This window comes from Brachybacterium sp. p3-SID1565 (assembly GCF_025143785.1).
GTDB classification, from domain to species: Bacteria; Actinomycetota; Actinomycetes; order Actinomycetales; family Dermabacteraceae; genus Brachybacterium; species Brachybacterium epidermidis.
The window spans coordinates 45,966-69,046 of the sequence record NZ_JAMBDS010000001.1; the positions used below are offsets into that span (position 1 = coordinate 45,966).

Annotated in this window: 18 protein-coding genes; 8 read left to right on the forward strand and 10 right to left on the reverse strand. The window is 70.3% G+C overall.

The annotated features are described in order from the left end of the window. Window position 1 precedes the first annotated feature (1 nt). From M4D54_RS00250 to M4D54_RS00260, 3 genes are all read right to left on the reverse strand, one after another. Window positions 2-1,018 (reverse strand): pseudouridine synthase, encoded by a 1,017-nt coding sequence (locus tag M4D54_RS00250; RefSeq protein WP_193865549.1) that lies wholly within the window; start codon window positions 1,016-1,018, stop codon window positions 2-4. 80 nt (window positions 1,019-1,098) lie between these two features. Beyond that, the gene (locus tag M4D54_RS00255; protein WP_193865550.1) at window positions 1,099-1,797 is read right to left on the reverse strand and encodes a hypothetical protein; all 699 of its coding nucleotides are present in this window, start codon (window positions 1,795-1,797) and stop codon (window positions 1,099-1,101) included. A gap of 240 nt (window positions 1,798-2,037) precedes the next feature. Then, window positions 2,038-2,439 carry a hypothetical protein gene (locus M4D54_RS00260; protein WP_193865941.1) on the reverse strand — a complete coding sequence of 134 codons (402 nt, stop codon included), beginning with the start codon at window positions 2,437-2,439 and terminating at the stop codon, window positions 2,038-2,040. 257 nt (window positions 2,440-2,696) lie between these two features. On the opposite strand from M4D54_RS00260, the gene M4D54_RS00265 reads away from it, so the two are divergent. Beyond that, window positions 2,697-6,167, forward strand: coding sequence for a bifunctional proline dehydrogenase/L-glutamate gamma-semialdehyde dehydrogenase (locus M4D54_RS00265; protein WP_311199653.1), 3,471 nt, complete (start codon window positions 2,697-2,699; stop codon window positions 6,165-6,167). Window positions 6,168-6,194: 27 nt separating this feature from the next. After that, entirely contained in the window at window positions 6,195-7,370 is a 1,176-nt protein-coding gene (locus M4D54_RS00270; protein ID WP_193865942.1) for a glycoside hydrolase family 76 protein, read from the forward strand. A 9-nt stretch (window positions 7,371-7,379) separates the two neighbouring features. Here the strand turns inward: M4D54_RS00270 and M4D54_RS00275 are convergent, their stop codons facing one another. Then, on the reverse strand, window positions 7,380-8,759 hold the full coding sequence (locus M4D54_RS00275) for a UTP--glucose-1-phosphate uridylyltransferase (RefSeq protein WP_193865943.1): 1,380 nt from the start codon (window positions 8,757-8,759) through the stop codon (window positions 7,380-7,382). 192 nt (window positions 8,760-8,951) lie between these two features. On the opposite strand from M4D54_RS00275, the gene M4D54_RS00280 reads away from it, so the two are divergent. The 3 genes from M4D54_RS00280 to M4D54_RS00290 all read left to right on the forward strand — a co-directional run bounded on the left by M4D54_RS00280 (window position 8,952) and on the right by M4D54_RS00290 (window position 13,090). Continuing rightward, window positions 8,952-9,605, forward strand: a complete 654-nt coding sequence (locus M4D54_RS00280; protein WP_259889366.1) for an HAD family hydrolase — start codon at window positions 8,952-8,954, stop codon at window positions 9,603-9,605. A gap of 277 nt (window positions 9,606-9,882) precedes the next feature. After that, the gene (gene metG / locus M4D54_RS00285; protein WP_193865944.1) at window positions 9,883-11,709 is read left to right on the forward strand and encodes a methionine--tRNA ligase; all 1,827 of its coding nucleotides are present in this window, start codon (window positions 9,883-9,885) and stop codon (window positions 11,707-11,709) included. Window positions 11,710-11,845: 136 nt separating this feature from the next. Continuing rightward, on the forward strand, window positions 11,846-13,090 hold the full coding sequence (locus M4D54_RS00290; protein ID WP_193865945.1) for a Fic family protein: 1,245 nt from the start codon (window positions 11,846-11,848) through the stop codon (window positions 13,088-13,090). 12 nt (window positions 13,091-13,102) lie between these two features. Here the strand turns inward: M4D54_RS00290 and M4D54_RS00295 are convergent, their stop codons facing one another. The 4 genes from M4D54_RS00295 to M4D54_RS00310 form a co-directional block, all read right to left on the reverse strand. Continuing rightward, a complete protein-coding gene (locus tag M4D54_RS00295; RefSeq protein ID WP_193865946.1) occupies window positions 13,103-13,864 on the reverse strand; it encodes a PIG-L deacetylase family protein in 762 nt (253 codons plus the stop codon). 28 nt (window positions 13,865-13,892) lie between these two features. Further along, window positions 13,893-15,110, reverse strand: a complete 1,218-nt coding sequence (locus tag M4D54_RS00300) for an FAD-dependent oxidoreductase (RefSeq protein WP_396121457.1) — start codon at window positions 15,108-15,110, stop codon at window positions 13,893-13,895. 73 nt (window positions 15,111-15,183) lie between these two features. Beyond that, the gene (locus M4D54_RS00305; RefSeq protein WP_193865948.1) at window positions 15,184-16,569 is read right to left on the reverse strand and encodes an O-acetylhomoserine aminocarboxypropyltransferase/cysteine synthase family protein; all 1,386 of its coding nucleotides are present in this window, start codon (window positions 16,567-16,569) and stop codon (window positions 15,184-15,186) included. Between the two features lie 142 nt (window positions 16,570-16,711). Continuing rightward, a complete protein-coding gene (locus tag M4D54_RS00310; RefSeq protein WP_228019351.1) occupies window positions 16,712-17,365 on the reverse strand; it encodes a DNA-3-methyladenine glycosylase I in 654 nt (217 codons plus the stop codon). Window positions 17,366-17,495: 130 nt separating this feature from the next. Here M4D54_RS00310 and M4D54_RS00315 point away from each other — a divergent pair, with 130 nt between their 5' ends. Then, a complete protein-coding gene (locus M4D54_RS00315) occupies window positions 17,496-18,794 on the forward strand; it encodes a cytochrome P450 (protein ID WP_193865950.1) in 1,299 nt (432 codons plus the stop codon). 73 nt (window positions 18,795-18,867) lie between these two features. On the opposite strand, the gene M4D54_RS00320 is transcribed toward M4D54_RS00315, so the two are convergent. Further along, window positions 18,868-19,905, reverse strand: a complete 1,038-nt coding sequence (locus tag M4D54_RS00320; RefSeq protein ID WP_193865951.1) for an alpha/beta hydrolase — start codon at window positions 19,903-19,905, stop codon at window positions 18,868-18,870. A 45-nt stretch (window positions 19,906-19,950) separates the two neighbouring features. Next, complete coding sequence (locus M4D54_RS00325) at window positions 19,951-20,835, reverse strand: siderophore-interacting protein (RefSeq protein ID WP_259889375.1); 885 nt, start codon at window positions 20,833-20,835, stop codon at window positions 19,951-19,953. Window positions 20,836-20,927: 92 nt separating this feature from the next. Between M4D54_RS00325 and M4D54_RS00330 the strand changes: the two genes are divergently transcribed. Further along, window positions 20,928-22,439, forward strand: a complete 1,512-nt coding sequence (locus M4D54_RS00330; RefSeq protein WP_259889377.1) for an NAD(P)/FAD-dependent oxidoreductase — start codon at window positions 20,928-20,930, stop codon at window positions 22,437-22,439. Between the two features lie 120 nt (window positions 22,440-22,559). Further along, window positions 22,560-23,060, forward strand: a complete 501-nt coding sequence (locus tag M4D54_RS00335; protein ID WP_237738624.1) for a DUF3592 domain-containing protein — start codon at window positions 22,560-22,562, stop codon at window positions 23,058-23,060. The last annotated feature ends 21 nt before the right edge of the window (window positions 23,061-23,081 follow it).

The following is a 23,081-nucleotide window of genomic DNA, read 5'->3' on the forward strand; positions in this document are numbered from 1 at the left end:
CTCACCGTCGATGTCGCCGTTCATGAGGGGGCCCCGGCAGGTCGAGTGCGGAGGTGAACCGTCGCTCCTGCCCGGTGACGGGGTCGGTGAAGGCGAGGGAGCGGGCCAGCAGGTGCAGCGGCCCGACCGGATCGCGAGGCGTGGGGTAGAGGTCCTCCCCCACGATGGGCATGCCTCGGGAGGCGAGCTGGGCGCGCAGCTGGTGGGTGCGGCCGGTGAGCGGGCGCAACCGCAGGGTGAGGGTGCCGTCCAGCTCGACGGCGGCCACCTCGACCTCGGTGATCGCGTTGGGCTCCCCTGCCACCATGCGGGCGAGCAGATCGCCGTGTTCCTTGACCAGGCGATCGCGCACCACCGTGCGCGCACCGACCATCGTGGGCAGATCAGCCGGCACGGCGGCACCTTCCCGGTACGGCGCTACCCACGCCAGGTACTCCTTGCGCACTTCCCGGCGGGCGAACAGCTCCTGGTAGGCACTACGCTCGGCAGGATCCACGCCGAAGGCGAGCACGCCGGCGGTACGACGGTCCAGGCGATGCAGGGGGCTGAGCGTAGTGATGCCGGTGCTCCGGCGCAGCCGCACCAGGGCGCTGGAGAGCACGTGGGAGCCGCGCGGCATGGTGGCCATGTCGTGCGGCTTGTCCGCCACCAGCAGGTGCTCGTCCTGATGCAGGATCACCAGGTCGACATCAGGGACGTGCTCCTGGCGGAGTTCGCGGTGGAACCACAGCTCGTCCCCGGGCTGCAGGACGTCCTCGGCCGCCCACGCGGTGCCGTCGGCACGCACGATGTCACCGCGGGCGAAGCGCTGCTCGAGCGGAGTCGCGGCTGGATCGGCCAGGGCGGGGTATCTCTGGCGCAGACCGGCCAGGGCCGTGGTCCCCGGAACGTGGCTTCCCCGAGGAGCGGGGGTGGGCTCGGGGCCGTGCGCACCCCGGCCGGGAGGGGTCGCTGCGGGGTTCGGGATCCGGTAGCGGACCGGGTCCAGTCCCTCTCGCTGCGGCAGCGGGGGCGGCATGCGACGGGAGCGCCTCCGGGCGGCTCGGCCGGGCCGACCGAGCTCGGGGCCGGGATCGCGGCCGGGTTCGGGGGACGGGCTCACAGCCCCCACACGACGAAGGTGAACACGTTGTGGAACACGTAGAACGCGATCAGCCCCAGCAGCAGCAGGTTCGGGTGCCTATCGATGAAGGTGAGGGCCTGCGGGACCTGATCGCGCAGCTCCCGCGGCGTGAGGGCGTCGTAGTGGTCCACGGGGGTTCCCGCCTTACCGGCACAGCGCAGCACGGCCTCCTGGGCGCGCGGGCCGAACAGTCGGCTGGAGACGGCCAGCATCCGCTGGTCCCGCTTGTCCAGCAGGTACACACCGTCGTAGCTGGTATCCGCGGTGTCGAGCATCTCGGCCGGGGTGGCTCCCCGGTCGATGTCCCGTACCGCGATCACACGCCCCACGTCCCTCCACTGGGCCTCGATGGTGGTGCGGCAGAGCCCCTGCAGCCGGAAGCCCTTCTCGTTGACCTGCAACCAGGCGGTGAGCACTCTCAGCACGGTCACCGCGGCGATCACGGCCACGGCCACCCACAGCAGCAGGGGCAGGGTGAACAGCGGGTCGCGGGCGAGTTCGGGGTCCCGCCACAGCTTCTGCCCCACGAAGCTGATGATCACCAGGAACTCAAGCACCACCACGAACACCAGCGCGATCAGCAGGGTGCCCAGGATGACGCGGCCGGGTGGGCTGAAGGTCCGGGTGGGTGCGTTCGCGTCAGCCGGTGGCTGCACCTCGCGACTTCCGACCACAGGTCCTCCTGTCCAGCGGCACGACGCGGGTCGCACCGGTTCCGTCCCAGCTCGTCATCGAGCCGCCAGCGGGTCGATGCACCCTGATTCTAGGCTGTCGCGGCGCTCGTGCCCTGCCGCGACCACGTGGAGGGGGCGTGGCGCCTCCACAGCGGGAATGACGGAGCGGGGCGCCCCCGGGGGGGGGGGGGGGCGGGTGCCCCCGCCCCCCCCCCGTCGTCGTCCTGGGAACGGGAGCGCTCAGGAGCTGAGCGGACGGTCCTCGCCCACCTCGGCGTCACCGCCTGCGGTCGCAGTGTCCTCGGAGGCCTCGTTCAGCGATGCCTCCTTCTCCTCGTCCTGCTTCGCGCTCTGCTTCTCCGCCTTCTTCTCGGAGACGCGCTCCTTGGCGCCACCGGCCAGGCCGGCGGCCTTCTCCTTGGCGCTCTCCGCAACGCCGGGGGCCTTGTCCTTCACGGTCTCCGCGGCGTCATGCGCTGCCTTCCCGGCGGTATCCCGGGCCTGGGCGGCCTTGCGCTGGACCTCGGGATCCTCGACGATCTGCCGAGCGGTGCGCTCGAGCGACTCGTAGGGGCCGCGGCCCATGCGGGAGCCGACGACGAAGCCGATGGTCAGACCGGAGATGAACAGGAACCTCTTCACGGGGTGCCTCCTACGTTCGGGGATCGTGTCGCGTGCATCGTCCCACACATCCATGTGACCCACTGCTCGGGGCCCCGCCCGCGAAAGCGTCGACCAAGCGGTCCGCAGCGGCGTGGGCCCCTCCCCTGTCAGGTCCGTTCTTGTTCCTGTCCTCATCATCGGCGAGCGGGATCTACGATCGTTCCCGGGAGAGGACCGGTCACAGTACGCCCGGCCCGCCCCGCGGAGCTTTCGAGGAGCAGACGACGGTGTCATCCATGCAGTCCCCCGGCCAGACCACCCGCATCACCATCGAGGACGTCGCCGATCAGGTCCGCACCTGGGTCCAGGCTGCGCGCACCCGCCCGGTCCCGCCCCCGGCGAAGCTCCTCGCGGATCTGCTGAAGGATCCGAAGGGCCTGGAGTTCACCCTCGCCTTCGTGGACCGGGTGATCCGCACCGAGGATCCGAAGGCCGCCGCGGTGGAGCTGCGCCGGCTGGCCCAGGATCCGCCCGCGTTCCTGCCTCCGGCGCTGCGTCGCGTGGTGGCACTGGGCGGCTCCGCCTCGAAACTGGCACCCCAGGTGGTGGTCCCCACCGCGCAGGCCGTGATGCGGACGATGGTCTCCCACCTGATCCTCGACGCCCGCCCCGGCCCGCTCACCCGCTCGATCGCGAGGATGACGGCCGACGGCACCAAGCTCAACATCAACCCCCTCGGCGAGGCGGTGCTGGGTGCGCAGGAGGCCGCCCGCCGCCTGCAGGTGGTGCGGGAGCTGGCCGCACGGCCTGATGTCGACTACGTCTCCATCAAGGTGTCCTCGATCGTGGACCATCTCCCGTTGTGGGCGGCCGACCAGACCGTCGACCATATTGTGGAGACCCTGCTGCCGCTGTACCTGGACGCCGCCCGGGGAGAGCACCCCACCTTCCTGAACATGGACATGGAGGAGTACCGGGACCTGGAGCTGACCCTGCGGGTGTTCGAGAAGCTGCTGGACCGGCCGGAGCTGGCCGGCTACCGCGCCGGCATCGTCCTGCAGGCGTACCTGCCCGACTGTCCCACCGCGATGGCGCGCCTGCGCGAGTTCGCCGAGAGGCGCGTCGTCTCAGGCGGTGCTCCGATCAAGGTGCGCCTGGTCAAGGGAGCGAACCTGGCGATGGAGCGGGTCGACGCGTCCGTGCACGGCTGGCCGCAGGCGCCGCTGCTCAGCAAGGAGTCCACGGACGCGCAGTACAAGCGCATGCTGATGGAGGCCCTGGACCCGGCGAAGCTCGAGGCCGTGAACATCGGCGTGGCCGGGCACAACCTGTTCGACATCGCCTTCGCGCACCTGCTGATGCGCGAGCGCGGCATCCGCCCCCTGCCCAGCAGCGGCATCGAGTTCGAGATGCTGGCGGGCATGGCGCCCGGTCAGCAGGCGGTGGTCCGCGAGTCTGTGGGGTCGATGCGGCTGTACGTGCCGGTGGTGGCCCCGCAGCAGTTCGACGTGGCGGTCTCCTACCTCGTGCGTCGTCTGGAGGAGAACGCCTCCAGCGAGAACTTCATGTCGGCCGTGTTCGAACTGGACTCCCAGCCGACCCTGTTCGACCGCGAGATGGAGCGCTTCTCCCGCGCCCTCACCCGCGCCCTGGAGGAGACCTCCCCTCGCACCCACCGCGACCAGGATCGCGCCGCCGAGGCGAGCGAGGGATTGCCGGAACTGGGCTCTCCCGCGATCCCCGCGGTGCCGGGTCGCTTCCGCAACACCCCGGACACCGACATGTCCACCCCGGGTAACCAGCGGTGGGCGGAGATGATCACGCACCGTCTGCGCGGGTCCCGGATCGGCGTCGAGGAGGCGCAGCGGATCCGGGTGGACTCGGTCGAGGGCGTGGACGCGGTGCTCTCGAAGGCGATCGACGCACAGCGGGGTTGGGCGGCCCTGCCCGCCCAGAAGCGTGCCGCGGTGCTGCGACGAGCAGCCAGGGTGCTGGCCGCCCACCGCGCGGAGCTGTTGGAGGTCGCGGCCTCGGAGACCGGCAAGACCCTGGACCAGGGGGATCCGGAGATCAGCGAGGCCATCGATTTCGCGCTCTACTACGCCGATCAGGCGGAGGCCCTGGCCACGGATGCGGAGACCGCGTTCACCCCGCGGCGACTGACCCTGGTCACCCCGCCGTGGAACTTCCCCATCGCCATACCCACCGGCAGCATGCTCGCGCCGCTGGCCACCGGCAGTGCCGTGGTGATGAAGCCGGCGCCCCAGGCGCGACGCTGCGGCGCCTACCTGGGCCGTCTGCTGCACGAGGCGGGGGTGCCCGAGGGCGTGCTGACCGTCGTCGACGTCCCCGAGGACGAGACCGGAAGGGCGCTGATCACCGATGAGCGCGTGGACCAGCTGATCCTCACCGGCGGCTACGAGACCGCCGAGCTGTTCGCCTCCTGGCGCCCAGAGCTGCGCATCATGGCCGAGACCAGCGGCAAGAACGCCATCGTGGTCACCCCGCACGCGGATCTGGACCTCGCAGCGAAGGACGTGGCCGCGAGCGCCTTCGGCCACGCGGGCCAGAAGTGCTCGGCCGCCAGTCTGGTGATCACCGTGGGGTCGGTGTCCCGGTCCCGCCGTTTCATGGCGCAGCTGGCCGATGCCGTGCTGAGCCTGCACGTGGGGCACCCGATCGATCCCACCGTGCAGATGGGCCCGGTGATCGAGCCCCCGGGCGAGAAGCTCGCCTCCGGACTCACCGAGCTGGGCGAGGGAGAGACCTGGCTGTCGCGGCCGCGTCAGCTTGACGAGGAGGGCCGCGTGTTCACCCCCGGTGTGCGCGAGGGCGTCAAGGAGGGCTCCCCCTTCCACCTCACTGAGTACTTCGGGCCGGTGCTCGGGATCATGCACGCTCCCACCCTCGAGGACGCGGTGCGGATGCAGAACGGCACGGCCTACGGGCTCACCGCCGGCCTGCACTCCCTGGACCCGGCCGAGATCTCCTGGTGGACCGAGCATGTCGAGGCCGGCAACCTGTACGTCAACCGTGGCATCACCGGCGCGATCGTGGAGCGGCAGTCCTTCGGCGGCTGGAAGCGCTCGGCCATCGGGAAGACGGCCAAGGCCGGCGGCCCCAACTACCTGGTGCACTTGATGGACGCGGCGGACCGCGAGCCGGGCGACGCCGCCGGTGGTGCCGATCCGGCGCAGCTCGAGGCGGCCTGGCTGGACGAGGCCCGCCACTCCGATCGGGAGCACTTCGCCAGCACCTACGCGCCGCGCGACGCCCAGGATCTGCACGGGGAGATCAACGTGCTGCGGTACCTGCCGCTGCCGGTGATGGTGCGGGCCGCCTCCGATGCGCGACCCGTCGAGCTGGTGCGCGTGCTGCACGCGGCGGCCACCGTGGGTGCCGCGGTGGAGGTCTCCGTGGCCTCCGGCGGCGGGGCCGCCGAGCTGGAAGCGGCGGCGCAGCGGGCAGGTCTGGACGGCGGCCTGGTGCGGGTGGAGGACGATGCCGCTTTCGCCGCGCGGATCAAGGAGCTGGCGCAGCGCCGGGTGCGGGTGATCGGCACTGTCGATGCCTCGCTGCGCCGGGCGATCGCGGACCGCGTGGAGGTGGCGCTGTTCGACGGCGCGGTGGTCTCCAGCGGTCGCGTGGAGCTGCTGACGTTCCTGCACGAGCAGGCGATCAGCGCCACCGATCACCGCTACGGAAACCTGCTTCCCCACCGGCAGGACCTCACCGGTGGCCGGGGCTGGGAGCGCGGCAGGCTCTGAGCAGGGCCCGCCGAGAGGAACCCAGCCATGCCCGATGGAGCGAACCCCCGCACGGATTCCGAGGTCACGCCGCTCCCGCCGAAGGAGGCCCTGGATCGGGCGCGCCGCGCCACCTCGGCCCTGCTGGAGCACTTCCGTGCCGAGACGGATCCGGACATGCTGATCGAGCGCACTCCTCGGCAGGAGGGCGACCCGGAGTTCACCTACGTCTGGCCGCTGTCCCAGGCCCGGGCCGCCGTCACCGAGCTGATCGCTGCCCACGGCAGCGGTACTTCCGGGGACAAGCGCCCCGACGAGGATCTGCTCGCTGCCGATGAGTCCCTGCTGCGGGCACAGGAGAGGTACTGGTACCCCGCCGGAGGTACGACGGGCCTGCCCGGGTACACCGCCGCCACCGATTTCGAACAGGGCGCCCACGGCGACTTCTTCTACGACGACAACGACTGGGTCGCCCTGCTGGAGATCGAGCAGCACCTGCTCACCGACGGTGCCTTCGGGAACCTCGAGCGCGCCCAGCAGCTGCTGGAGCTGTTCCGTTCAGGTGAGGCGACCGATGCCGCCCTTCCCTCCCTGGGCGGGATCTGGTGGACGCAGGGCGACTGGAACGACGACCGCAACACGGTCTCGACCGTGCCGTCGGCGAAGGTGGCCCTGCGCCTGTATCAACTGACCGGCGATCCCTCCGCCCTGGAGGACGCCCTGCGCTGGATGGACTGGGCCCGCGAGACCCTGCTCGCGCCCGAGGGGCTGTACTGGGACAACATCAAGCCCGACGGCACCATCGACCGCACATTCTGGACGTACAACCAGGGCGTGCCCCTGGGGACGGAGGCCCTGGCCTACGAGATCACCGGCGAGAAGGCCCATCGGGACCGTGCGCTGGAGCTGGCTGAGGCGATCGCGGCGAATTACCGGCCCTTCGAGGCCGGCGGCCCGATGGACGAGCAGCCGATCCAGTTCAACGCGATCCTGCTGACCAACCTGCTGCTGGCCGAGTCGATCCTCGGAGCCCGCGTCCAGGGCCGGAAGATCACCGAGGCCTACGCGCAGCGCCTGTGGCAGGACCGGCGGGACCCCACCACGGACATGGTCACCGGCTCGCGCGAGACCGGCGTGGGGACACACCTGCTGGACCAGGCCGGCTTCGCGCGCACCCTGGCGCTGGCGGCGATGCCGCGACCGCTGTGGACGTACCTGAGCTGAACGACGTTCTCAGGCAGTGCCCACGCGCGCACCGTCGGGCACCTGACCACCCTCGGTGCCGAGCACCGCATCACCGATCACCGTGACGTCCTGACCGAAGGTCCAATCGCCCTGCACGTCCAGGCTGGTGGCCTCCTTCAGCGACGGGATGCCGTGCGGGAAGCGGGCCTCGAAGTCGCCGATCAGCTTGTAGGGCTCGGAGGCGAGCGTGACGGCGGGCACCGACGGCACCTGCTGCACCAGGGCCTGGCGCTGATCGAGCGCATACAGGTCCGAACGGATCAGTAGCAGGTCGCTGGTGGCCTTGACCGGCAGGAACCGGTCGCGTCCCACCACGATCGCGGTCGCACCCTCGAACACCTCGATCGCCGCACCCATGGCGGATTCGATCTGGTACACCTTCGGGCTGGTCTTGTCGGAGGGGTCCACCGTCTTCTCGTTGCGGATCAGCGGCAGTCCCATCACGCCGTCGCGCTCCTTGAGCACCGCATCCAGCTGCTCGAGGTCGAACCACAGGTTGTTGGTGTGGAAGTACGGGTGGCGGTGCTCGTCGGTGAAGTAGTCCATCTCCTCCTGCGGGGTCTGCGCGGTGTCGCGCAGGATGAGCCGCCCATCGGACTTGCGCACCGCGAGATGGCCGCCCTTGCGGTCGGCAGCAGTGCGACGGCACAGCTCAGCCGCGTAGGGGGCACCGGTGGAGGCGAACCACGAGGCGATCACGGGGTTGGGCACGGTTCCGAGGTTGTCGGAGTTGGAGACCGAGGCGTACCTGAAGCCGGCGTCCAGCAGCTGCTGCAGCACGCCGGAGGTCTGCAGGGCGGTGTAGATGTCGCCGTGACCGGGCGGGCACCACTCCAGCGACGGATCCGCCTCCCACTGGACGGGGGTGAGATCGTCTGTCCGCAGCTTGGGCTCCTTGTTCTGCAGGAAGTCCAGCGGCAGGTCCCCGACGGGAAGGTCCGGATACTTCGCGAGCACCTCGAGGGTGTCCTCGCGGGTGCGGAAGGAGTTCATGAAGATCAGCGGCAGGCGCGAGCCCGTGCCGCGGCGGGCCGCCAGCACCTGCTCGACGATGATGTCCAGGAAGCTCTTGCCGTCCCGCACCGGCAGCAGGGACTTGGCCTTGTCCAGGCCCATCGAGGTGCCCAGGCCACCGTTGAGGTTGATGATCGCGAGCTTGTCGAACACCTGCTTGGCGTGCGCGGGGTCGATCCGCACGTCGTCCAGCTTGGGCGGGTCCAGGTACGGCTCGATGGTGTCCTCGGGGATCGAGCCGGTCACGCCCTCCTCGAGCTGGCCGTAGTAGTGGGTGAAGACGTCGATGGCGGTCTGCGGAACGCCTGCGTCGGCCATCTTCTGCTGTGCTGTGGAGAGTCCGTCGGTGCTCATGCCGACAGGGTATCGGGGGCCAGCCCCGACCGGTGTCAGTGCCCCGGTGCCCCGGTGCCGCGACGCCCCGACACCCCGGTGCCCCGACGCTCCTGCGCTGAGGCGTTCACTGACCCGGGATACCTCTACCCTCGAAGGATGCTTGCCTCCTTACGCGCCGTTCGTCACCTGCTCGACTCCGGCACCGCGCGGGTGCTGGTCAGCGATCTGGACGGTGTGCTGCGCGTGTTCGACCAGGGGCTGTGGGATGAGCTCGACGCTGAGCTCGGGGTGGATACCGGCAGTAGCTTCCGCGCGATCCTCGGCCATCCCTACCTTGATCAGGTCACCCGGGGCCGCGGCACCCATGCCCGGTGGCGGGAGCTGGCGGTGGAGCATCTGGTCGCCGCGGGTGCTGCTCCCGGCGCGGCCCGCCACAGCGTCGATCGGTGGGCCGATACCCCGGCGACGGTCGACGAGGACGTCCTCGCGTTGCTGGAAGACACCCGTGCAGCTGGAACGCCGGTGTTCGTGTTCACCAATGGCACCGATCGGGTCCCTGCCGAACTGGCGCAACTGGGTCTGGAGGCCGTGGTGGGAGCGCATGGTGAGCATCTGATCAACAGCGCCGATCTCGGTCACGCCAAACCTGACCTGGAGGCCTTCGGGCGGGCCCACAAGAAGATCGAGCATCACGTGGGGCAGGAGCGAGGAGAGCACGGGCGAGCAGATCGGGAGCGCGGAGAGCCTTTGCATCTGCGAACCGACGAGGTGCTGTTCCTGGACGATTCCCCCCGCCATGTAGCAGGTGCCCGCGCGTTCGGGTGGCAGGCCGTGTTGCACCCGAGCGGCACGACCGGCGACTGATGGAACCCCCGACAGAAAGCACATGCTCACCTCCGGTGAGGAGGCCGGCCCCGACGGAACGGCACCTCATCACCCGAGCCGCGACTCAGTTCGAGCTGCGGGAGCCCTTGGCGCGCATGAGGCCCAGGTCGGTGATCCTGCCGATCACGGCCGATCTCTCGCGGGGCGGCATGTCCGATTCAGCACGGCGGCGCAGCGGCTGCGCCCCAGCAGCCCCCGGCCGATGCCAAGGCCCGCCGGACGCATGCCTGCATCCGCCCCCGTAGAATCCACTCCCATGAGCACAGTCCTGTCCGCGGTCGCCTGGCCGTACGCCAACGGTCCCCGTCACATCGGTCACGTCGCCGGATTCGGCGTCCCCTCGGACGTCTTCTCCCGGTACATGCGGATGGCCGGGCACGACGTGCTGATGGTCTCCGGCACCGACGAGCACGGCACCCCGATCCTGGTGGAGGCCGACCAGCAGGGTGTCACCGCCCGTGAGCTGGCCGACCGCAACAACCGGATCATCGTCGAGGACCTGGTGGCGCTGGGGCTGAGCTACGACCTGTTCACCCGCACCACCACCCGCAACCACTACCGGGTGGTGCAGGAGATGTTCCTGGCCGTGCGGGACAACGGGTACATGATCGAGCAGGCCGCCTCCGGGGCGATCTCCCCGTCGACCGGCCGCACCCTGCCCGACCGCTACATCGAGGGCACCTGTCCCATCTGCAAGACCCCGGGTGCGCGCGGCGACCAGTGCGACGCGTGCGGCAACCAGCTGGACCCCACGGATCTGATCGATCCCGTCTCCCGCATCAACGGGGAGACCCCGCAGTTCGTGGAGACCACGCACTGGTTCCTGGACCTGCCGTCACTGGCGGCCGAGCTGGGCAGATGGCTGGACGAGCGCGAGAGCACCGGGCTGTGGCGGCCCAACGTGATCCGCTTCAGCCAGAACATCCTCCAGGACATCCGCCCCCGCGCGATGACCCGCGACATCGACTGGGGCATCCCGGTGCCGGGCTGGGAGGACCAGCCCAACAAGCGCCTGTACGTGTGGTTCGACGCCGTGATCGGCTATCTCTCGGCCTCCATCGAGTGGGCGCGCCGCAGCGGCGATCCCGAGGCGTGGCGCCAGTGGTGGAACGATCCCGAGGCCCTGGCCTACTACTTCATGGGCAAGGACAACATCGTCTTCCACTCGCAGATCTGGCCGGCGGAGATGCTGGCCCAGAACGGCAAGGGCGACAAGGGCGGCGAGCCCGGGAAGTTCGGCGAGCTGAACCTGCCCACGGAGGTGGTCTCCAGCGAGTTCCTCACCATGGAGGGCAAGAAGTTCTCCTCCTCCAAGCGCGTGGTGATCTACGTGCGCGACATGCTGGACCGCTATCAGCCCGATGCGCTGCGCTACTTCATCTCGGCCGCGGGCCCGGAGAACCAGGACGCGGACTTCACCTGGGTGGACTTCGTCTCCCGCACCAACAACGAGCTGGTGGCCGGCTGGGGCAACCTGGTCAACCGCACCGCGGCGATGATCGCCAAGAACGTCGGGGAGATCCCGGCCGCCGGTGAGCTGGAGCCGATCGACGAGAGGCTGCTGGGCGCCATCAGGGACGGCTTCGGCACCGTCGGGAAGCTGATCGAGACCCACCGTCAGCGCGCCGCCATCGCCGAGGTGATGCGCCTGGTGGGCGAGGCCAACCGGTACGTCTCCGAGACCCAGCCGTTCAAGCTGAAGGCCCCCGAGCAGCGCGATCGTCTGCTGACCATCCTGCACGTGCTGGCCCAGGCCGTCACCGATCTGAACACGATGATGGCGCCGTTCCTGCCGCACTCCGCCAACGAGGTGGAGAAGGCGCTGGGCGGCGACCGGGTGATCGCCCCGATGCCGCGGATCGAGGAGGTCGAGGACCTGGACGGCGGGCCCGGCTACCCGATCATCACCGGGGATTACGCGGGCGTGCCCGTCTGGGAGCACCGCCCCGTCACGGTGGGCGCCACGGTCTCCAAGCCCACGCCGATCTTCATCAAGCTTGATCCGACCACCGCTGAGGTGGAGCTGGAGCGTCTTGAGGAGCAGACGGCGACGAGCAGGACGACGGGCGAGGACGAGAGCTGAGGCTCACGCGGTCTCAGGCCGGCGAGGGTTGAGGGCGGCGAAAGCTGAGGCTCACGAGGGCTGAGCTTCGGGCCCGCGCGCAGCGAGGAGCCTCCCTTGCTAACAGTTTCTCCAAAAGTGTTAGTACAGTTGATCCATGATCACAGTTCCAGGGCCGGTCACCGTCCCTTCTGCGGGGGTACGGCCCGGGACCTGGTATGTGCCGGATGACGGTCTGTCCTCCCGTTCGGCGCGTGCCCGAGGGTCCGGTCCGTACGAGGCATCGCTTCCTGCACGTCTGGCCGGGCTGGAACTGGCGCTTCCAGGAGATCTTGCGGCCGACGTGGGCGATGCCGAGGCGGCATTGGCCGCTTTCGATGCGCATTCGACCTCTGCCCTCGGCACCGACAACCCTGCCTTGGGGCCCATGAGTGCTGTGCTGCTGCGTACCGAATCGGCCTCCTCCTCGCAGATCGAGGACCTGACGGTGGGCGCGAAGCAGCTGGCCCTGGCAGAGCTCCACCAGTCACGCAGTGCGAACGCGCGGGCCGTGGTGGCGAACGTGCGCACCATGGAAGCGGCCCTGCGCCTGGCCTCCGACCTGGACCTGGACGCGCTGCTGAGCATGCATCGCGAACTGATGACCGATGCCGCAGTCGGCTCCGGTCGCTCCGGGCCCACCGGGGATGCAGGTTCACTGCGCACCCGCCTGGTGTGGGTGGGGCGCAGCGGCTCCAGCCCACGAGGCGCTGTCCACGTAGCGCCCGAGGCCGAGGACGTTCCCCCGGCGATGGCGGACCTGATCCACTTCATCGCACGGGATGGCCTGCCTGTGCTGCTCCATGCGGCGCTGGCCCATGCCCAGTTCGAGACCATCCATCCCTTCACCGATGGCAACGGCCGTACCGGCCGCGCACTGGTCCACGCCATGCTGCGGGGAAAGGGTCTGCTGCGCAGCACCACCGCCCCGGTCTCAGCCGGCCTGCTCACCGACCTCGACGGGTACGTCTCCGCGCTCACCGCGTTCCGCACCGGCGATGCCCGCCCGATCATCGAGCAGTTCGCGCACGCCGCCCGCTACGCCGCCACCACCGGCAGCCGCCTCGTGGATGATCTCGCCGCAGTCCTGGCACACTCCCGTAACCTCATGTCCGGCATGAGACGGCAGGCCACAGGGTGGAAGGTGCTCCCCCTGCTGATCGCTCAGCCGATCGTGGACAGCGCCTTCGTGCGAGATCGGCTCGGGGTCAGCGCCATGACGGCCCAGAGGGCGCTCGATCAGCTCACCGATGCCGGCGTGCTGCGGGAGACCACGGGGTTCTCCCGCAACAGGGTGTGGCAGCAGGGCGAGATCCTCGCCGTGCTCGATGGGTATGCCGCAACCGTGCGGCGGGACGGCTGACCGGCGGGACGGTCAGCCTTGCTCCGCCTCCAGCCCACCCAGGTCGAACACTCTGAACGGCACCGCGTACTCGACGCCGAGGCCCTCTCCCCTGCCTCGCAGGATCTCGGGGATGAACTGGGCGGGCTCGGGGTGGTCGCCGATGTGCTCGAGGTAGGCGTCGTGAGCGCTGAGCGAATCGACCGCTGCCTGGACCTGCGCCTCGTCCACCTGCTTGACGTGGGTGGCATCCGGGTGACCGGCCACCAGGATCGCCCGGGCCTGCCAGGGCTCCAGTCCCTCGCTCTCGCCCAGGTCGCGGAACACCCAGGGGTTGGCGGCGTCGCGCACGGCGTCGATGACCGCCAGGCCCGCCACGCGGTGATCAGCCTGGTTCAGGCCGCCGTAGGCCTCGAAGTCGAAGTTCGCGGTGAGCACGAGGTCCGGGCGCACCTGGCGCACCACGCGGGCGATGTCGCGGCGCAGCGGGAGCCCGTACTCGAGCATCCCGTCAGGGTGATCGAGCATGCGCAGCTCGGAGACTCCCACGATCTCGCAGGCGCGCCGCTGCTCCTTCTCGCGCAGCGGCGCGACCTTCTCCGGGGCCTCGGCCATGCCGGCCTCGCCGCGGGTGAGCAGCAGGTAGGTGACCTCCACGCCGGCACCGGTCCAGGCGGCCACGGCCGCGGAGGTGCCGTACTCCATGTCGTCGGGATGGGCGACGACGCACAGAACGAGCCGCACTCCCGTCTCGGGCAGAGGCTGCAGGGCGGGCTCGGTGTCGTGGTCGGTCATCGGGGTCTCCTTCGACGGGTCGACGTCATCACGCCACTGTACGGGCGGAGATGCTCCGATCCTCATCTGCGGCCTCCAGCTCGTCGTCGGCCTCCAGCAGCCGTACCAGTTCGGCCACGGCCGCACGTCCGGCGCGGTTCGCTCCGATAGTGGAGGCGCTGGGGCCGTAGCCCAGCAGGTGGATGCGGGGGTCCTCGGCGACGGCGGTTCCGTCCATGGTGATGCCGCCGCGGTGGTTGTGCAGGCGCAGCGGGCGCAGGTGCGTGAGCTCGTGCCGGAACCCGGTGGCCCACAGCAGGACGTCCAGTTCAGTGGTGGTGCCGTCGGCCTCGATCACTCCGCCGGGCACGATGCGACCGAACATGGGGTGGCGCTCCAGGATCCCGCGTCGGTCGGCCTCGCGCAGGGTGGGGGTCCAGAACAGTCCGGTGGCGGAGACGACGCTCTGGACGGGAAGCCCTTGGGCAACGCGCTCGGCCACCCCGGCCACGGCGCGGCTCCCCCGTTCTGCCGTGAACGCCTCCTCGGTGAACACCGGTTCGCGGCGGGTGTACCAGTGGGTGGTGGCGCCGGCGTCGGCCAGCTCCATCAGATGCCCCAGGGCGCTGATGCCGCCGCCGATCACCGCGACGCGCTTGCCGGTGAAGTCGCCTGCGCGGGTGTAATCGGCTGTGTGCAGCTGCCGGCCGGTGAAGTCGGCGGCCCCGGGATAGGCGGGGAGGAAGGGGCGGGTCCAGGTGCCGGTGGCGTTGAGGATCGCGCGGGTGCGTATGAGCGGCAGCGAGGTGCCGTCGGGGCCGACGGAGTGGATCAACAGGCGGCGGCGCGGGAGCGGACCCTCGGGGTCGTCAGGAGCGTCGGGATCGTTCTCGACCCGGACCACGCGCACGGACCGTTCGATCGGCACCTGGTAGCGGGCTTCGAAGTCCGCGAAGTAGGCGGGGACGGCCTGGTTGGAGGGCTCGCTGGGGTCGGATACCACCTCGGGCATGCCGGGCAGTTCGCGGATACCGTTGACGGTGGCCATGGTGAGGCTGTCCCAGCGGTGCCGCCAGGCTCCACCCGGGCCCTGTTCGGCGTCCAGCAGGATCACGGTGCGGTCGGATGATTCAGAGATGTAGGTGGAGTCGGCGCGGTCGGAGGATTCTGAGGATTCGGTGGAGCGGAAGCCGCGTCGCCACAGGTGGTAGGCGGCCGAGAGTCCTGCCTGGCCTGCGCCGATCACCACCACGTCCGCTTCGCGCATATCCGTCCTCATGACCGGCTGAACACCGGCGCAGGAAGGAGTGTTCCCACCCGAGGTCGGGCTGACACCGAGGTCACACGATGTGGAGGCTGCGCTCCGAGTGCTCGGTTCCGGCGGGCGCTTGCCTCTTCCCCTGCACATCAGCCAGGGCGCGATCCGCAGTGGGCACGACGCGGGGAGGCTCAAGAGCAGCGACAGCGGCAAGCGCGCGATCCAGGTCCGCCTGCAGGTCCGTCAGGTCCTCCAGGCCGATGCTGATGCGCACGGTCCCGTCGGTCACCCCGCAGGCGGCGCGCTGCTCAGGCGTGAGGTGGGAATGAGTGGTCGTGGCGGGATGGCACACCAGGGAGCGGGCATCGCCGATGTTGACGGCGATGGTGAACAGCTCCAGTGCGTCGCAGAATGCCGCAGCGGCGTCCTCTCCCCCGGCCAGATCCACCGAGAACACGCCGGAAGTGCCGCGGGGGAAGTCCCGGGCGGCGATCGCGGCATCACGTCGGCCGGGGATCGCGGGATGGTTCACTCGCGCGACCCCGGGCCGCTCGTGCAGGCGGGAGGCGAGCTCCTTCGCAGTCGCGCTGATGCGGTCCATGCGCAGATCCAGCGTCTCGATGCCCACCAGGATCTGCTGGGCACTTGCCGCGGGGAGGGTGGCGCCGAAGTCGGTGACGTACTTGGCGCGGGCGTAGGAGAGCAACCCCGAGCAGCCGCGCTCGTAGTCATCGGCGAAGGTGACGCCGAACCGCCGGTTCGGGGTGGTCAGGCGCTGCCAGCGTTCGGGCCGACGGTGGGGGTCGAAGCGGCCGGTGTCCACGATGAGTCCCGCGATGGTGGTGCCGTGACCGCCCAGGTACTTGGTGGCGGAGTGGACGATGACGTCGGCCCCGTGGTCCCCGGGGCGGTACAGGGCAGGGCTTGCCAAAGTGGAGTCCACCACCACGGGCACGTCGTACCGGTGGGCGATCTCGGCGATCGCGGGCAGGTCCACCAGTTCCGCCCCGGGGTTGGCGATGGATTCGAGCAGCACCGCTCGGGTCTCGGGCCGGATCGCGGCCTCCCAGCCGTCCAGGTCCCAGGGATCCACGGTAGTGGAGGTGACGGCGAGGTCGGCCAGGGTGTCGTCCAGGAACTCGGTGGTCCCGCCGTACAGGCGGTTCGAGGCGACCACATGGCTACCCGGTTCCAGCAGTGCGCACAGGGCGATGGTGGTGGCCGCCTGCCCGCTGGCCACGGCGATCACCCCGATGCCGCCCTCGAGCAGGGCGATGCGCTCCTCGAGCACCGCGGTGGTGGGATTGCCGGAACGGGAGTACGCGAAGCCCTCGCAGCGACGCGCGAACAGCGCCTTCAGCGACTCGTGGCTGGGGTGGGCGTACGCACTGGTGGCATAGATGGGCGGCACCACGGCCCCGTGGGGGTCCCGTGCTCGCCATCCCCCGTGGATCGCTGCGGTGGACATGCTGCGCCTCCTTGAATCGCTGACGCCCTCAGCTTCGGGCAGGAGGCACGATGGGGCGCAGGAATGTGACGGTGTGTGGCGTGGGTGCGGAACCGGCGGCGGCGCGGGGCCAGTGCAGTCGCCCGTCGTACGACCTGACTCGTCAGTCGAGAGGCGTGCCGTCCTCGGCCCACAGCCCGGAGCAGCCGCGGCGGTGCGACCCCACCAGGTGGGTGTCCACGATGCCGATCGCCTCCATCAGCGCGAACATCGTCGTCGGCCCCACGAAGCGGAAGCCGCGCTTCTTCAGCTCCTTGGCCAGAGCCGTCGATTCGGCAGAGACGGTGGGGACCTCTGCTGCGGTGCGGGGCATCGGGGTGCGCTCGGGGCGGTAGGACCACACCAGGTCCGCCAGTGTGGCGCCGGGGCCCAGCTCCCCCCGTGCGCCGAGACCGTCGGCACCGCGCAGCGCGAGGGTGGCGCGGGCGTTGCTGATGGTGGCCTCGATCTTGCCGCGATGGCGGATGATGCCGGTGTCCTCCAGGAGCCGCTCCACGTCGGCCTCATCGAAGACCGCGACCGCATCGGGATCGAAACCGGCGAAAGCGTCCCGGAAGCCTTCGCGCCGGCGCAGGATCGTGGCCCAGCTCAGCCCCGACTGGAAGCCCTCCAGGGCGAGCCGTTCGAACACCCCGCGCTCATCGCGCACCGGCATGCCCCACTCGGTGTCGTAGTACTCCCGCAGGTCCTCGTGCCGCGAGGCCCACAGCGGACGGTGCAGTCCGTCCTCCCCCGCCAGCAGGTCCTCGTTCGTCATCGCCGCCATTTCCCCTGTCCGTGAACACCGCAGGAGTTCGCCTCCTGCTCGACCTGCCCGATGGGCCGGGCCAACCGGTCGGCTCCATCGTTCCCAAGCAATGCCACGGTAGTGCGCATAGGTTGGCCCGATGACAGCACCGCAGAAGACAGATGATCGCACCTGCCCCTTCCACGGCCTCACCGACAGTGTGGACCTGCTGAAGCAGGGCTACCTCTTCGCCGGGAAGCAGCGAGAGCAGCACAGCAACGCCGGCAGCGATAAACCACTGTGGGTGCGCCTGCTGGGCAAGCCCAGCCTCCTGGTGCGGGGCGATGAGGGCGTGCGCCTCTTCTACGACGACACCCGGATCAAGCGCGAGGGCGCGATGCCACTGGCGATCCGCGGTTCTCTGTTCGGCAAGGGCTCCGTGCACGGCATGGACGACGAGGCCCACCGGCATCGCAAGGCCACCTTCGTGAAGGTCTGCTACGACGACGCGCAGGTGGAGCGGATCGCCCCGATGGTGGAGGCGGAGCTGCGCGAGGCCGCCCAGCGCTGGCGGAAGCACCCCGACAGCGTGTACGACTCCGCCGTGATCGCCTACGGCCGCGCCGCCATGCGCTGGGCCGGCATCGAGGGCCGGGACGCCGAGCTGGACGTGCAGGCACGCCGCCTGGGAAGGATCGTGGAGGGCTTCGCCCACGTGGACCTGGACCACCTGCGCTCCTGGCGGGACCGCCGTCTGACCGACCGCTGGTGCGCCCAGGTGATCCGCGAGCAGCGCTCCGGCAAGCGCAACGCCGCGCCGGGCACCTCGCTGTACGAGTGGGCCAACCACCGGGAGCTGGACGGGCAGCTGCTGGATGCGAAGACCGCCGGCATCGAGATGCAGAACACCATCCGACCGCACATCGCGGTGGCCCGTTTCGCCGCCTTCGCCACCAAGGCGCTGTTCGAGCACCCCCAGTGGCGCGAACGGATCCAGGCCGAGACCGCCGAGCGCGGCACCCTGGTGGGCGGTCCGCTGGCCACGGCCTTCGCGCAGGAGGTGCGACGCTGCTACCCCTTCGTGCCGATGCTGCCGGCCTTCGCCCGCACGGACTTCGAGTTCGAGGGCGAGCACGTCAGCGAGGGCGACCGCATCCTCATCGACATCCTGAACACCAACGTGGACCCCAACTCCTGGGAGCGGGCCGACGAGTTCGACCCCGAGCGGTTCCTGGACGTGGACTTCGAGCAGATCACCTCATTCATCCCCCAGGGCGGCATGGATGTGGCGACGGGCCACCGCTGCCCGGGCGAGAAGATCGCGGTGGGCTCCCTCGCCTCCACGATCGCAGCGCTGTGCGAGCCGGAGGTGGAGATCCTGCCGGATGGTCTGGACTTCTCCTGGACGCAGATGCCGACCCGGCCCTCCAGCGGTGGCCTGGTGAGGGCCCACGGCTGAGGCGAGCCACTGCGGTCCGGCCCGGTTCTGACGGAGCCGCATCGCACCGCAGCATCAGTCCCGTTACTCACTGTTACTGAGGGTGCGAGCCGGCGAGGATGTCGAGGGTGGCCCCGACGATCTGATCCTGTGCATCCGTGCGGCTGATCCCCGGCGTACCGTCCCCGGACTGTTCCCCGTAGTCCCCGAAGAAGGCGTGAACGGCTCCGTCGATCACCACGTACGTGGTGTCGGCGGGAAGGTCGTCGCGGGAGGCCTCCACGTCCTGCGCGGTGGTGAGCCCGTCAGCCGTGCCGCTGATCGAGGTGACCGGCATGCCACCGGTGACCTCGATCGGGCCGGCGGGATAGGCGGCCCACAGCACCAGTGCGTCGATGTCCGGGTCCTCGGCGGCGAGCGACGCGACCACCCCGCCCAGGCTGTGGCCGGCGAGCACCCACTGGTCGATCTCTGGGTGCTGATCGATGATCGCGCGGTGGGCCCCGGTGGCCAGGAACCCTATCTGCAGTGGCTGCTTCACGATCACCACGGTGTACCCGGCCTCAGCTACGCGGCTCAGCATCGGGACGTAGGCGCGGGGGTCCACTCGCGCACCGGGCTGGAAGAGGAGGCCGGTCCGGGCCACCTTCTCGGTCTCGGAGGCGCCCGATGGGGCCGCCGTGGAACCGGCGGCGGGGTGCAGGGTGATCGTGGTGGCGGTGCTGGTCAGCTCTACCTTAGCCCGATCGAGAGTGCTCAGCGCCTCGGCGTCGGCCGGGAACGGTCGCAGCCATGTCGTTGCCGCCAGCAGGACGATCGAGAGCAGCACCATCGCAACGCGCCCTGTAACGGCGAGCACGCCACGACGCTTCCGTGAGGCTGCGTGGGAATCGTCGGCGTCGGTCGCAGCTCGACGCCGGGCAACGCCGGCGCCGCGCAGAGCGAGCGCGCCGTGCAGCAGCCCCAGGGCGATCACCACCAGAACCAGCACCAGCAGTGCGGGGTGCGCCGAGCGCAGCACCTCCCATCGGGTCAAGAGAATCCAACCGCCGATGGACAGGTGGGCCAGGGCCAAGGCGAGGCCCAGCAGTGGCAGGACGCGGCGGGCCGACGACGATGCGGGGTCAGCCACCGGTCATCACGGGGCGGCCGTACTCGCGCAGGACGACGGCGCGCATCAGTCGTCGATCTTCCCGATGTCCTCGCGCTTCTCGGCCTGGAACTGGTCCTCCACCCGCCCCAGCGCCCAGTAGGCGGAGATCAAGATCGCCTCGCGGGGGATCTGACGCTCCGCTACCAGCAGTCGGCGCAGCTGCTTGGTCAGGCCCCGCTCTGCGTGGCAGAACACCTGCAGCCCGGTCGGGTCGACGAGGTCCAGGGCAGCGACTTCCTCCAGCAACTGCTCGCGCTCGCCGATCACCCAGCGCACTTCCAGCCCGGCAGGATGCTCGAGCTGCAGGGCGTCCTCCGCGTGGTCCAGGTGGATCAGGGCGGTGCCCTGGGCGGCGGGGTCCATGGACTCCAGGGCTGCGGCGATCGCGGGCAGGGCCGCGTGGTCACCGATCAGCAGGTGGCGACTCGATGCCGGGTCGGGGCTGTACCCGCCGCCGGCGCCTGACAGGGCGATCTGGTCGCCGGGCTGGACTTCATCGGCCCAGCGCGCGGCGATGCCGTCGTCGTCGGCACCGTCGCCGTGGCCGTGCAGCACGAAGTCCAGGTCGATGGTGCCTGCCTCGTGGTCCCAGCGGCGCACCGTGTAGGTGCGACGGGAGGGGAGCTGCGCGGGATCCTGCTCGCGGATGGCGTCGAGGTCGTACGGGGGCCGCAGTCCGGATCCGGGGACGGCGATCAGCAGCTTCACGTATGCGTCGGTGTGGTCGTTGCGGCGCAGCACGGAGAACTGCTCCCCGCCCAGTCGTACCCGGAGCAGGCGAGGGGAGATGCGGGTCTTGGAGATGACCTCGAGCACGGCCTGCGCCCGTGGCTTGCGGGGACCGCGCCCCTCGGTGGTGCCGGCGTCCCTGGTGGGCGCGGGCTCGGATTGCGGGGTGTCGAAAGGCATGCCTGACAGATTACGCGACACGATCGTTTCCTAAATCAAGCTCGGGGATTGCTCACACGATCTGTCCCGCGTGAGGGCTCTACGCTGGGTCCATGAGCGCCATCCCGCCCTCCCCCGCCGGCGCGGGCACCGTCGACGCCGTCGTCGTCGGCTCCGGGCCCAACGGTCTCGCGGCAGCGGTGACCCTGGCGCGCGCCGGCCTGCGGGTGCAGGTGCTGGAAGCGCAGGATTCCGTCGGTGGCGGCTCCCGCACCCTGGACCTCGGTCTCGCCCCGGGCATCACCCATGACCTGTGCTCCGCCGTGCACCCGATGGCACTGGCCAGCCCCTTCTTCCGGGCCTTCGACCTGCCCGGGCGCGGCGTGGAACTGGCGGTGCCCGAGGCCTCCTACGCCCAGCCCCTGGACGACGAACCGGCCGCGATCGCGTGGCACGACCTGGACCGCACGGCGGACGGCCTCGGGGTGGACGGCCCCATGTGGCGGCGCACCCTCGGCACCCTTGCCGAGCACAGCGAACTGGTGGTGGACCTCGCCCTCGGTGACAAGCGCTCCGTGCCGCCCGCGCTGCTGCGCTCCCTCGATGGCCTGCCGGTGGCCGCCCTGTTCGGCGCGATGGTCGGCACCCAGGGCTCCCCCGCCTGGGACCTGCCCCTGCGCACCGAACGAGCCCGGGCGCTGCTGACGGGGGTGGCCGCCCACGCGATCGGCCCATTGCCGTCACTGGCGCCGGCCGCGACCGGGGTACTGCTGGGATCGCTCGCCCACGCGGGCGGCTGGCCGATCCCCGTGGGCGGTTCGCAGGCGCTCGTGGACGCAATGGTGACAGACCTCGAAGCCCATGGCGGGCAAGTGATCACCGGTCACCGGGTGCGCACCTGGCGGGATGTTCCCCCGGCGCGGGCCGTTCTGCTGGACACCACGGCCGGTGCGGCAGCGGACATCCTCGCGAACCGCCTTCCCGCCGGGCTGGAACGCCGGCTGCGGCGGTTCCGGCACGGCAACGCGGCGGCGAAGGTGGACTTCGTGCTCTCCGACCCGGTGCCGTGGCGCGATGCAGACGTGGGCCGTGCAGGCACCCAGCACCTGGGCGGGACCCGGGAGCAGATGGCCCGCGCCGAGGCGGACGTCACCGCAGGCCGCATGCCCGCACGCCCCCTCACCCTGGTGAGCGACCCGTCGGTGGCCGACCCTTCCCGCATACACGACGAGCTGCGGCCCCTGTGGGCCTACGCACATGTGCCGGCCGGGGACCCGACGGACCCCACGGAGGCGGTGACCGCGCAGATCGAGCGCTTCGCCCCCGGGTTCCAGGACCTGATCGTGGCCTCCCGCGGCGTCAGTGCGGCCGACATGTCGAAGCACAACCCGTCCCTCGTGGGCGGGGACATCGCGATGGGCCGGGTGACGATGTGGGACATGGTGGCCCGCCCCACCGCGCGATGGGACCCGTACCAGCTGGGTGGGACCGGCTGGTACCTGTGCTCGGCAGCCACCCCGCCCGGCCCCGGGGTGCACAGCATGAGCGGCTGGCATGCCGCCCGACGCGTACTGAGCCGAGAGTTCGGGATCCAGCAGGCCCCGCACCTCGGCATTGCCGGATGAACGGACCTGACGGGCCATCCCGCAGGTAAGGTGGCCGCGTCGGCGACGGGGGTCGTCGTCGATCAGGTCGGCGCGGAGCGTTCCAGCGCCGATGGCGACAGCCGCACCGAAGGAGGCCCGATGAGCACACCAGGCATGAGTGCCATGCCGATCCTGTTCGTGATCGTCCCGGCGCTGCTGGGCCTTGCTGGCCTGTGGCTCCTGATCGGCTCGGTGAGGGAGCTGCTGCGCAACAGCGCCCTGGCCCGCAACGGGCTGACCGTCGACGGCCGCGTGGTCTCCTCGAACCTCAAGATCACCAGCAGCGGCGGCCGCGACTCCAATGCCCGTTCACGGTTGGTCGAGACGATCGAGTTCACCACTGCCAACGGGCAGCGCGTGCGCGGCGTGCCCGTCCACAGCGATGTGGGCATGCTGGATCGGACCGGGGAGCAGGTGACGGTGCTGCACCACCGCGACCGCCCGGATCAGTTCATCGCCCCCAGGAACGGCCGGTCCATCTCCCCGGCCGGCCCCCTGCTGAAGATCGTGTTCAGCTTCGTGTTCCTGGGGTTCCTGGCGTTCTTCATCACGATGTCGCTGAGCATGTTCGGCCAAATGGGCCAGATCTTCGGCGGGTGACTGCTTGCCGATCGATCACAG

Bases quoted from the DNA above. Each gene is read 5' to 3' on its own strand.
- M4D54_RS00310 (WP_228019351.1), bottom strand. From the start codon at position 17,365: ATGACGAACGAGGACCTGCTGGCGGGGGAGGACGGACTGCACCGTCCG.
- M4D54_RS00290 (WP_193865945.1), top strand. From the start codon at position 11,846: ATGATCACAGTTCCAGGGCCGGTCACCGTCCCTTCTGCGGGGGTACGG.
- M4D54_RS00300 (WP_396121457.1), bottom strand. From the start codon at position 15,110: ATGCGCGAAGCGGACGTGGTGGTGATCGGCGCAGGCCAGGCAGGACTC.
- M4D54_RS00265 (WP_311199653.1), top strand. From the start codon at position 2,697: ATGCAGTCCCCCGGCCAGACCACCCGCATCACCATCGAGGACGTCGCC.
- M4D54_RS00275 (WP_193865943.1), bottom strand. From the start codon at position 8,759: ATGAGCACCGACGGACTCTCCACAGCACAGCAGAAGATGGCCGACGCA.
- M4D54_RS00330 (WP_259889377.1), top strand. From the start codon at position 20,928: ATGAGCGCCATCCCGCCCTCCCCCGCCGGCGCGGGCACCGTCGACGCC.
- M4D54_RS00325 (WP_259889375.1), bottom strand. From the start codon at position 20,835: ATGCCTTTCGACACCCCGCAATCCGAGCCCGCGCCCACCAGGGACGCC.
- M4D54_RS00295 (WP_193865946.1), bottom strand. From the start codon at position 13,864: ATGACCGACCACGACACCGAGCCCGCCCTGCAGCCTCTGCCCGAGACG.
- M4D54_RS00335 (WP_237738624.1), top strand. From the start codon at position 22,560: ATGAGCACACCAGGCATGAGTGCCATGCCGATCCTGTTCGTGATCGTC.
- M4D54_RS00250 (WP_193865549.1), bottom strand. From the start codon at position 1,018: ATGCCGCCCCCGCTGCCGCAGCGAGAGGGACTGGACCCGGTCCGCTAC.
- M4D54_RS00315 (WP_193865950.1), top strand. From the start codon at position 17,496: ATGACAGCACCGCAGAAGACAGATGATCGCACCTGCCCCTTCCACGGC.
- metG (WP_193865944.1), top strand. From the start codon at position 9,883: ATGAGCACAGTCCTGTCCGCGGTCGCCTGGCCGTACGCCAACGGTCCC.
- M4D54_RS00305 (WP_193865948.1), bottom strand. From the start codon at position 16,569: ATGTCCACCGCAGCGATCCACGGGGGATGGCGAGCACGGGACCCCCAC.
- M4D54_RS00270 (WP_193865942.1), top strand. From the start codon at position 6,195: ATGCCCGATGGAGCGAACCCCCGCACGGATTCCGAGGTCACGCCGCTC.